10 protein-coding genes and 2 pseudogenes are annotated in these 9,439 nt (G+C 70.0%); 5 read left to right on the forward strand and 7 right to left on the reverse strand.

Going from position 1 to position 9,439, the window contains the following annotated elements:
* Positions 1-107, forward strand: a pseudogene (locus ENN83_RS17235) (IS630 family transposase); the annotation flags it as partial.
* On the opposite strand, the gene ENN83_RS15365 reads toward ENN83_RS17235, so the two are convergent.
* The 3 genes from ENN83_RS15365 to ENN83_RS15375 form a co-directional block, all read right to left on the reverse strand.
* Positions 92-301 (reverse strand): hypothetical protein, encoded by a 210-nt coding sequence (locus tag ENN83_RS15365; protein WP_287188491.1) that lies wholly within the window; start codon positions 299-301, stop codon positions 92-94. The pseudogene ENN83_RS17235 and the gene ENN83_RS15365 sit on opposite strands and share 16 nt — an antisense overlap.
* Before the next feature lie 9 nt (positions 302-310).
* Entirely contained in the window at positions 311-541 is a 231-nt protein-coding gene (locus ENN83_RS15370; RefSeq protein WP_287188493.1) for a hypothetical protein, read from the reverse strand.
* 123 nt (positions 542-664) lie between these two features.
* Positions 665-3,178 (reverse strand): cation:proton antiporter, encoded by a 2,514-nt coding sequence (locus tag ENN83_RS15375; RefSeq protein WP_287188495.1) that lies wholly within the window; start codon positions 3,176-3,178, stop codon positions 665-667.
* 211 nt (positions 3,179-3,389) lie between these two features.
* Between ENN83_RS15375 and ENN83_RS15380 the strand changes: the two are divergent.
* The 4 genes and pseudogenes from ENN83_RS15380 (at position 3,390) to ENN83_RS15395 (ending at position 8,075) form a co-directional block, all read left to right on the forward strand.
* Positions 3,390-5,554, forward strand: a pseudogene (locus ENN83_RS15380) (malate synthase G).
* A gap of 18 nt (positions 5,555-5,572) precedes the next feature.
* Positions 5,573-6,577, forward strand: coding sequence for an NAD(P)H-binding protein (locus tag ENN83_RS15385; RefSeq protein ID WP_287188497.1), 1,005 nt, complete (start codon positions 5,573-5,575; stop codon positions 6,575-6,577).
* Between the two features lie 60 nt (positions 6,578-6,637).
* The gene (locus ENN83_RS15390; protein WP_287188499.1) at positions 6,638-6,907 is read left to right on the forward strand and encodes a DksA/TraR family C4-type zinc finger protein; all 270 of its coding nucleotides are present in this window, start codon (positions 6,638-6,640) and stop codon (positions 6,905-6,907) included.
* A gap of 559 nt (positions 6,908-7,466) precedes the next feature.
* Positions 7,467-8,075, forward strand: coding sequence for a hypothetical protein (locus tag ENN83_RS15395; protein WP_287188513.1), 609 nt, complete (start codon positions 7,467-7,469; stop codon positions 8,073-8,075).
* On the opposite strand, the gene ENN83_RS15400 is transcribed toward ENN83_RS15395, so the two are convergent.
* From ENN83_RS15400 to ENN83_RS15415, 4 genes are all read right to left on the reverse strand, one after another.
* The gene (locus ENN83_RS15400) at positions 8,072-8,542 is read right to left on the reverse strand and encodes a hypothetical protein (protein WP_287188502.1); all 471 of its coding nucleotides are present in this window, start codon (positions 8,540-8,542) and stop codon (positions 8,072-8,074) included. The genes ENN83_RS15395 and ENN83_RS15400 overlap by 4 nt on opposite strands.
* Positions 8,539-8,685: a hemin uptake protein HemP gene (hemP, locus tag ENN83_RS15405; protein WP_287188505.1), complete on the reverse strand. Its 147-nt coding sequence runs from the start codon at positions 8,683-8,685 to the stop codon at positions 8,539-8,541. The genes ENN83_RS15400 and hemP overlap by 4 nt, the downstream gene beginning before the upstream one ends.
* Complete coding sequence (locus ENN83_RS15410; protein WP_287188508.1) at positions 8,682-8,858, reverse strand: hypothetical protein; 177 nt, start codon at positions 8,856-8,858, stop codon at positions 8,682-8,684. Before ENN83_RS15410 ends, hemP begins: the two co-directional genes overlap by 4 nt.
* Positions 8,859-9,171: 313 nt before the next feature.
* A partial coding sequence (locus tag ENN83_RS15415; protein ID WP_287188510.1) for a ChaN family lipoprotein occupies positions 9,172-9,439 on the reverse strand: 268 nt, incomplete at its 5' end.

The raw sequence follows: 9,439 nt of genomic DNA on the forward strand, positions 1-9,439 counted from the left end.
CGCGGTCGAGAGACACGCTCTGGCGCTCGGTCGGAACAATCCTCAACCGCTTCACCCCCGATGAGTGCGCCAACTACCTCAAGGACGCAGGCTATGCTTCCGTGTAAACCTGAAACGCTCTAGGGCCATCGGGCGGCCCTGCACCATAGGCGGCGCGGTGCTGCCCGCCGATTACCGCATGCAGCCGCGGCCTGCGCGCCTGAACCAGCGCCAGCGCGCGCATGAAGTCGGGAAAGCCGCGGGTCGGCTCCATCCCGCGGGTGGCATAGCTGACGATCTCGGCGTCTTCCGGGATCGTCACCCCGGCAGGTCAAGCCGGGCCTGCGGATCGGGGGGGGGTGAAGAAGCCGGTATCCACCCCGTCATGCAGCACCGTCAGGCGCGCGCGGGTCCAGTCGGGGAACTGGTCGGCCTGGAACTGCGTCGGGCACAGGACCAGATCGGCCTCGGCCAGTTCCAGAAGCGTCGGCGCATTGCGCGCCAGCGCCAGCGCGCGGCGGTCGGGGTCATTGCCGGGTGGGATCGGCCCCGCCGCGTCCACGGGCGGGAAAGTTCAGATGCGAGAACAGGATGTCCATGACCGGCCGATGCGATGCCCGGCAGGGCGGCCGGTCCCTCGACAACTATACGGCGAACGCCGGCCCGGGCAACCGCCGCGCAGGGCTCAGGCCGCGGTCAGCCCCTCGGGAAACAGCGTCTCGGGGGCGATGCCGCGCTTGCGCGCGCTTTCCAGCACCGCCGCCTGCACGGCAGGGCTGCGCCGCAGCAGCCGCCGGAACCGGGCCTCGTCCAGCACCAGAAGCGTCGAGGGCGCGATGGCGCGCACCTCGGCGCGGCGCCGTTTCTGCATCAGGACCGCCATCTGGCCGAACATCTCGCCCCGGCCCAGCCGCCAGGTCTGGCCCGCGCTTTCCGCCTCGACCGCGCCCGAGGCGATGAAGAACACGCTGCGCGGCTGGCTGTCCTTGCGGATCAGCACGTCCCCCGCATTGACATAGCGCGTCACCAGCGCCCGCGTCAGCCGCTTGCGCGCCTTGCCGTCCAGATCGTCGAACAGCGGGAAGCAGCGCACCAGTTCCGCCTTCTCGACCGCCAGATCGAGGCGCGGGCGCGCGTCCAGCCCGGCGCGACGGCGGGCGATGTCCTGCATCAGCGCGTTGTGCAGTTCCGCCCCGATCAGCCCGTCGTCGCGCATCGCGTCATATTCGCGCTCCTCCAGCCGCAGCGCCGTGCGTCGGATGAAGCGGCGTTCCAGTTCCTCGGCATAGCCGGGGTATTGCAGCCGCAGCCCCTCCAGCGCTGTATCGACGGCCTCGGCGCGGCGGGCCAGCAATTCGTGCAGAAGGTCGGCCACGCGGCGGCCATGGATGCGCCGGATTCGCCCGCCGATGAAGCCGTGCAGGTCGCGCAGGATCAACCGCTGCGACAGCAGGATCTCGAACCGCTCCGCCGTCATCCGGCCCAGCAGGCGCGACAGACGCAGCCGGTTGTGCAGTCGCACCGCCATCCGGAAGGCGCGGCCATAGCCGACACTGACCCGAGCCGCCCGCTGATAGCCCAGTCGCCCGCCGATGCGCGCCCCCTCGATCAGCCGGTCGGCATTGGAGAGGACCTGTTCGGCGAGGCTGGCGGACATGGTGCGGTCCCTGATCCGGGCGATGATCGCGTCGCGCTCGGCCCCGGCCAGCGCGATCAGCCCCAGCGTGATCCGGTCGCGGTCGTGGATCTCGGCATTCTCCTCGGCCCCCTTCAACGCCCCGTCCAGCCGTTCGCCGAAGCGCTTGGCCTCGGAGCGGACGATGTCGTGGGTCAGTTCGTAATTCTCGGTGGTCCGGGCCACGTCCTCGCGCACGGTCTGAAGCGCGACCGCGACCACCTGGTTGGACAGCGCCTGGTCGATCGGCGACAGCCGGTCGAGCCCGAGTTGCCGGATGATCCAGCGCAGCGTCGTGCCCTGCACGATCAGCGTGAACAGCGTGAAGCCGGTGGCCAGGATCGCGACGAGGCGCTTGACCTCTACCGGCACGCGGACGCTTTCGGTCACGGCCAGCGCCAGCGCCAGCGTGACCGCGCCGCGCAGCCCGCCCCACAGGATCGCGACGCGATAGGGCCGCTCGACCACCGGCGACAGCCGGATCGCCGTCAGCAGCGGCAACAGGCCGAACAGGATCACCACCCGCGCCGCCAGCGCGGCCAGGATCACCACGCCGATCAGCGCGAAATCCCCGATCCGCACGTCTTCCAGCAGCCGTGGGATCAGCAGCGCGGCGAGGATGAAGATGAACGCCCCCGCCCAATGCGCCAGCAGATCCCAGACCTCGCGCAGGTTGGACCAGGACGCGGGCGGCAGCCGCCCCGGCCCCATCAGGTTCAGCGTCATCCCCGCCGTCACCACCGCGATCACGCCCGAGGCGCCCACGCTTTGCTCGGCGATGATGAAGGCCAGGTAGGGCAGCGCCACCGAGACCGAGATCTGCGCCAGTTCGTAGCGCGCGAACATCGCCATCAACCGGACCGCGATCCGCGCCGCCAGCCAGCCGGTCAGCACGCCCCCCGCGATCAGCAGCGGAAAGCGCGCCAGCGCATCACCGAGACTGGGATCGGGCATGCCCAGCATCACGAAGCCCATGAACAGGCCGAACAGCGCGATGGCGGCGGCATCGTTCAGAAGGCTCTCGCCCTCGATGATCCGTGCCAGCCTGCGCGGCGCCGAGATCGAGCGGAAGATGCCCACCACCGCCGAGGGATCGGTGGTCGAGACGATTGCGCCCACCAGCAGGCAGACCGCAACCGGCAGCGCGCTGGCCCAGGCCAGCGCATAGCCCACCGACAGCGTCGCCACCACCACCGCGACCACCGCCAGCATCAGGATCGGCACCCAGTCGTCCAGCATCCGGCGCAGGTTCATCCCCAACGTCACCTGGAACAGCAGGGTCGGCAGGAAGACGTAAAGAAACACGTTCGAGCGGATCGGCAGCGCGAGGATCGCCTCGGCCACCGGGTTCAGCGCATCGGTCAGGTCCGTGCGCAGGAAGAACAGCGCACCCGCCCCGATCAGGATGCCCAGCGCGGCGAGGATCACGCTGAAGGGCAGACGCAGGCGCGCTGCCAAGGGCTCGGCCGCGCCGATCAGCAAGAACAGGGAGGCGATGACCGTGGTCAGCAGAACGATGTCCATGCCCCTTCATACCGCAAGCTGCGGCCATGGCGCCACGGGGCGCGCGAGGCGAAATGGCAGGAAAACGCGCCGCGCCGGGGATTTGGCCAGAACGGCGGCCCGGCGCGGGTTTTTGCGGGCGGGGGCGGTGCTGACCGGGCAAGCCTGCACTTGCATTGCGGCCGGGGAATTGCTCTGAGCTATGCGGGACAAGGACAGCATGGAGGCGAAGATGGGCGGCGAGACATATCAGGACCGCGCCGGGCTGAAGGTCGCGACCGTGCTGGCCGAGTTCGTCGAGACCCGCGCACTGCCCGGCACGGCCATCGCGGCGGGCGCGTTCTGGCAGGGCTTCGCCGGGCTGGTGCGCGCCTTCACCCCGCGCAACCGGGACCTGCTGGCGATCCGCGAGACGATGCAGCAGCAGATCGACGCCTGGCATCTGGCGCGGCGCAACCAGCCCCATGACCACGAGGCCTACACGGCGTTCCTGGCCGAGATCGGCTATCTGCGCCCCGAAGGTGCGCCGTTCGAGATCGAGACCGCAAATGTCGACCCCGAGATCGCAACCGTGCCGGGGCCGCAACTGGTGGTGCCGATCACCAATGCCCGCTACGCGATGAACGCTGCGAATGCGCGCTGGGGCAATCTTTACGACGCGCTTTACGGCACCGACGCAATGGGCAGCCCGCCGCCGCCCGGCCGCTACGATCGTGGCCGCGGGGGGCGAGTCCTGGCCCGCGCCCGCGTCTTTCTCGACGAGGCCTTCCCGGTCGCAGGCACCAGCCATGCCGACGCGCGGCGCTATCACGTCCGGGGCGGCGCGCTGCTGGTCGATGACCTGCCGCTGGAGGATCCGTCGAAATTCGCCGGCTTCCGCGGCCATCCCCGCGCCCCCGACGCGGTGCTGCTTCGCAATCACGGCCTGCATGTGGAACTTGTCTTCGACCGAACCCACCCGGTCGGCGCGCGCGATCAGGCTGGGCTTGCGGCCGTGCGGCTGGAATCGGCCGTCTCGGCGATCATGGATTGCGAGGACTCGGGGGCCTGTGTCGATGCCGAGGACAAGGTGGCCGCCTATGCCAACTGGCTGGGCCTGATGAAGGGCAACCTGAGCGCCGAGTTCGACAAGGGCGGCCAGACCCTCACTCGCGCGCTGAACCCCGACCTTGCCTATACCGCCCCCGATGGCACCCCCTTCACCGTCAAGGGCCGGGCGCTGATGCTGGTGCGCAATGTCGGCCACCTGATGACCAATCCCGCGATCCTGGATGCGGACGGCGCCGAGGTCTTCGAGGGGCTGATGGACGCCGCGCTCACCACGCTGATCGCGCTGCATGACCTGAAAAAGACCGACGGCCCGCGCAATTCGCCCGCCGGGTCCATCTATGTCGTCAAGCCCAAGATGCACGGCCCCGACGAGGTGGCCTTTGCCGACGACACCTTCACCCGCGTCGAGGAGTTCCTTGGCCTGCCGCGCTACACCATGAAACTCGGCATCATGGACGAGGAGCGGCGCAGTTCGGTCAATCTCAAGGAATGCATCCGCGCGGCGCAACACCGCGTCGCCTTCATCAATACCGGGTTCCCCGACCGCACCAGCGACGAGATCCACAGCTCGATGGAGGCAGGACCGTTCAGCCGCAAGGATTTCATCAAGCGCAAGGGCTGGATCACGGCCTGTGAGAACCTGAACGTCGATATCGGGCTGGAATGCGGGTTGTCGGGCCGCGCCCAGATCGGCAAGGGCATGTGGGCAATGCCAGACCGGATGGCGGCAATGCTGTCCACCAAGATCGAGCATCCCAAGGCCGGGGCGAATTGCGCCTGGGTGCCCTCGCCCACGGCGGCCACGCTGCACGCGCTGCATTACCATCGGGTCGATGTGCTGGCGGTGCAGGCGGGGCTGCGGAAGGGCGGCCGCCGCGCGCATGTCGACGGGATCCTCGAAATCCCGCTGGCCGCCTTCCGCAAATGGTCGCGCCCCCGGATCCTGCGCGAGGTCGAGAACAACGCGCAGGGCATCCCGGGCTATGTCGTCCGCTGGATCGATGCCGGGGTGGGCTGTTCCAAGGTGCCCGACATCAACGATTTCGGCCTGATGGAAGATCGCGCCACCTGCCGCATCTCGGCCCAGCTTATCGCCAACCGGCTGCATCACGGAATCGTCGGCGCGGACGAAGTGATGGAGGTCATGCGCCGCATGGCCGAGGTGGTCAACCGCCAGAACGCCGCGCCGATCCGGCCTATGTGCCGATGGCGCCCGGCTTTGACGGGATCGCGTTCCAGGCCGCCTGCGATCTGGTGTTCAAGGGCCGCGTCCAGCCCTCGGGCTACACCGAGCCGGTGCTGCATGCCCGCCGGATCGAACGCAAGGCGCAGTTGCGGCGCCCCTGACCCGCAAGGAGCCCGATGATGAGAGCGACCGACACCCCCCCGCCCTCGCCCCGGCCGCGCCGGGTGCTGATGCTGGGCGCGACCGGCACGATCGGCCGGGCAACCGCCATGGAACTGGCCGCGCGCGGGCATCGGCTGGTTTGCCTCGTGCGGCCGGGCTCGGGCGCGGCGGCGGCGCGCAGCCTGCCTGCGGGGGCTGTCCTGCGCGAGGTCGACATCACCGACCCGGCTGCACTGGCCCGCGACGGGATCGGGGGCGAACGGTTCGATGTGCTGGTCTCCTGCCTTGCCTCGCGCAGCGGCGCGCCGCGGGACGCCTGGGCCATCGACCACAAGGCCCATTCCGACGCGCTGGCCGCCGCCCGCGCGGCCGGGGTCGGCCATGTGGTGCTGCTGTCGGCGATCTGCGTGCAGAAGCCGCTGCTGGAATTCCAGAAGGCAAAACTCGCCTTCGAGGCGGAACTGATCGCCTCGGGGCTGGAGTATTCGATCGTGCGGCCCACGGCGTTCTTCAAGTCGCTCTCGGGCCAGGTCGCGCGGGTGCGACAGGGCAAGCCCTTCCTGATCTTCGGCGATGGAACGCTGACCGCCTGCACCCCGATCAGCGACGCCGATCTGAGCCGGTTCATGGCCGATTGCCTGGACGATCCGGCGCAGCGAAACCGCATCCTGCCCATCGGCGGCCCCAAACCCGCGATCACCCCGCGCGAACAGGGCGAATACCTGTTCCGCGCCTTGGGGCGGGAGCCGAAATTCCGCTCGGTCCCGGTGGGGATGATGGATGCGATCATCGCAGTGCTGGGGCTTCTGGGCCGCGTCTCGCCGAAGATGCGCGACAAGGCCGAGTTTGCCCGGATCGGCCGCTATTACGCCACCGAGTCGATGCTTGTCCTCGACCCCGCAACCGGGCGCTACGATGCCGAGGCCACGCCCGCCTATGGAACCGAGACGCTGTTCGACTATTACGACAGGTTGCTGGCGGACGAGGAAAAGGTGGATCTGGGCGCGCATGCGATGTTCTGAGCCCGCAGCGCGCGACAATCCCCGCCCCATCGGCCAGGATACAGGGAGGGAGGGCGCAGCATGGTAGGCGGCTGGGCGCGGGATGGCGCCGTTCAGGATCAGATCGACGCCTCGATCGAGGACGAGCTGCGCCGGATGCAGGCCCGCCCGGTGCCGCATGGCGAAAGCCTGACCCATTGCGCCGAATGTGACGAGCCGATCCCCGGACCACGGCGGCAGGCGATCCCGGGCGTCAAGCTCTGCATCGACTGCCAGCAGGCGCGTGACGCACGACCTGTGCAGCGCGGCGGCATCAACCGGCGCGGCTCCAAGGACAGCCAGTTGAAGTGACCCGCTGCGTGGCGCGTCCCGAAACCACGCCGCAACATTCGCGGCGGCCCGAATGGCCTGACAACAGCCTGAACGCCAGGGGCACGATGCGCCGGACACGCCGCGATCCGCTTTGGCCGGGCGTCGGCCACGGCCCGGATGCCCTCCGGCCGTATGCGCCCGACAGCGCCCCGCTCAGGCCGGTTTCATCAGACCGCGATGGCGCTGCCGCACCAATTTCCACGCTCTCGCCGACATCTTCCGACAATTCCCGAAAGGAATTTCGAGACGGTGGGGATGGATGCGACGGGGCGGGTCGAATGCCTGACGCTGTTCGATTTCGGCGCGCTGTCCGCGGGACGGCCGCGGGTGCGCCGGTTCGTCGTGCCCGATCTGGCCTGCGCTGATCCTGGCCGCGTGCTGATCAACGGCGCAGATCTCTGCAAGGCGGGCGAGCCAGGGCTGGCGCCCTGCACCGAGGGTCTGTACGGCCCGCGAGCCCCGAGACGCGGCCGGCCTTCCTGCAACTCGAACCCGGGGCCGTGCGCAGCGCGCCGCCGGGGCCGGGCGAGTGGTGATCGTGACCGAGAGGGGGGGCGTGATTCCGTCTTCGCAACCGGGCCAGGGCGCGGCCCTGGGATTTACCGTCGCGGCGCTGGCGCTGGTCCCGCTGGACGCCATCGAGATCGCCGGCGGCACCGGGGCGGCCGGGGCGCGGCTGGGGACCGGCGTCGCCGACATGGCGGCGGGCACGCTGTCGACGATGGCGACGCATCAGGTGGTCGAGGCCGCGACACCGTCCGAGACGGTGTCGCCCGCCCCGCAGAACCCGCTCGCCCGCCTGCCCGCCGAAACCACGCCGCTTGCGGCGCCGGAGTTGATGGCCGCGCTGTCCCCCGCGATCGTGCAGGTCGCGCACCCCGTCGAAAGCCCGCGCCCGGCGCCCCGGCCCGAGGACAAGCCACACCCCGCGGCGCGCCCCCCCGCGGCAATCCCGAGCGCGATGCACGCGAAGGGCAGGAAAGCGGTCGCCCCCACCCCAGGCGCAGGCGACGACCAGCGGACAGGCCGGGCTGGCCGCCGAAATGGGCAATTATCCCGGTCTTGTCATGCGCAAGCTGGCGCGCGTGCCACGGCCGCGGCTGCCGTCCTCTGCCGGACGGCGGCGCACAGGCCATGGCCGATCTAGTGAAGCCCGCAAGGCCATGTCTGCATCGCCGCGTCCCGTCGCGCCCGCACAAGCCCCAGTAGCGCCAGACCCAGCGTCTCGGCCAGGGCGACCGCCTCGAAGGCCACCTGCGGCCCCATCAGGGCCAGCGCGAAGACCAGCGCGTCCTCGCGTTCCCCGCCCACCGCCGCCGCGACCATCTGGGCGAATGCGTTCTCGTCTCCGCCCACCTCGGGGTGATCCAGCCGATGGCGCGCCAGCGGGCGCCGCCCTGCCGTCAGCGCCAGTTCCATCAGCGCATCCAGCGCCTCCTCATGGGCCGGCGCCCCGCCGCCCAGGACCTGCGCGAAATTGCGCCGCATGCGCGACCGGGCCTCGGGACCGGCGCCCCAACCGCGCAGGCAGCGGATCGCAGCGCGCTCGACCGGCGGCAATTCGGACAGGCAGGCGACGGGCGCCGCGCCGCGGCTGCGGGACAACGCGCTCATTTGGTCAGGATCAGCTTGCCCGCGCGGGTGATGCGCAGGGTGTAGCAGGCCCCGTCCAGCACGATCATTGCGGTCGTGCCGCCCCCGGTCAGGATGCGGGCCTCGTGCACCGGAGAAGCGGCCACATGCGGCACAGCGCTCATCGCTCCACCTCCCGCTCCCGCGCCGCAGCCCTGTCCAGAAACGATTCCAGCCCCGTCCGGCTCGGCTCGGCCCCGGCCCACTCGCCCGACAGGATTGCCTGCCAGAGATCGCGCAAGCCCGTCGTTTCGCGGCCCGTGCCCATATCCTCGCGCACTGTCATCCCGGGTGTCATCCTCTCGATCCTGATCCGTCCGCCCCATCCAGCGAGAGCCGAGCGGCCTCCCCCACCCCGGCCGACCCGCGCCGCCGCGATCACAGGGCATCGGCCAACGGATCGTCAGCGATCCGGGCGAAATGCGGTTCCGGGCTGGCGGGGCGATCCCCATGCGGGGTACTTGCAAGATTCATCCTGTGCGTCCTGACAATTGCGCAGGGGACCGGGCGAAGAGCTGGGGCCTGACATGGACGGGCGGCGGGGTCGCGCCCTATTTCCGATTCTTTCTATCAGGATTGTAAGCGGCTGAAAAGCCCCCTGTCGCGCGCCGTCACGCCCCGGCCGGGACGTCCGCGGATGGCAGCATGCAGACCGCATCGGCCATTCCGGCCTCGGGCAGCGGATCGTCCGGCGTCAACGGAATCGCGACGCGGACGTTGGTCATGCCCAGGTCGGCCAGTTGCCAGGGCACGCCGCCGCCCCAAAGCAGATGCCCCATGCCGATGATGCCGATCATCAGCGGCGCATCGGGCCCTGCCGCAACGGCACGGATGCGGGTGGCAAAGGCCCGGTCCCAGACCTCCTGCGCGCGCACGAAG

The organism is Rhodovulum sp., from assembly GCF_011048875.1.
Lineage (GTDB): Bacteria > Pseudomonadota > Alphaproteobacteria > Rhodobacterales > Rhodobacteraceae > Rhodovulum > Rhodovulum tesquicola.